This is a genomic window from Pseudomonas sp. 30_B (genome assembly GCF_017491605.1).
Classification (GTDB): domain Bacteria; phylum Pseudomonadota; class Gammaproteobacteria; order Pseudomonadales; family Pseudomonadaceae; genus Pseudomonas.
Map to the genome: position 1 here is coordinate 1 of NZ_JAFGYY010000468.1, position 246 is coordinate 246.

Here is a 246-nt window from a genome sequence, read left to right on the forward strand (position 1 = left end):
TGAATGGCTCGCTCCAGACCTTCAGGCCACCCGGTGCGCGCTGTTCGCACCAGACGATTTTCCAGTCGTTGAAGCGCATGCCCACCAACTCGGCCTCGTCGTTGAAGTAATAGAACTCCTTGCGCGCGCTCTTCTTCGCCTTGCCGGAGAGGTAGGCGAGCTGGTCGTAGCCGTCCAGGTGCACCTTGAAGGTCGGTCCGCCGGAAGTCGGCGCCCAGCCCTGCAGCAGCTTCTCCTTGGCGTCGG

1 pseudogene is annotated in these 246 nt (G+C 63.0%); it reads right to left on the reverse strand.

Annotated features, from left to right (window positions below):
- Positions 1-246: pseudogene (locus J5M67_RS29130) on the reverse strand (arylsulfatase); the annotation flags it as partial.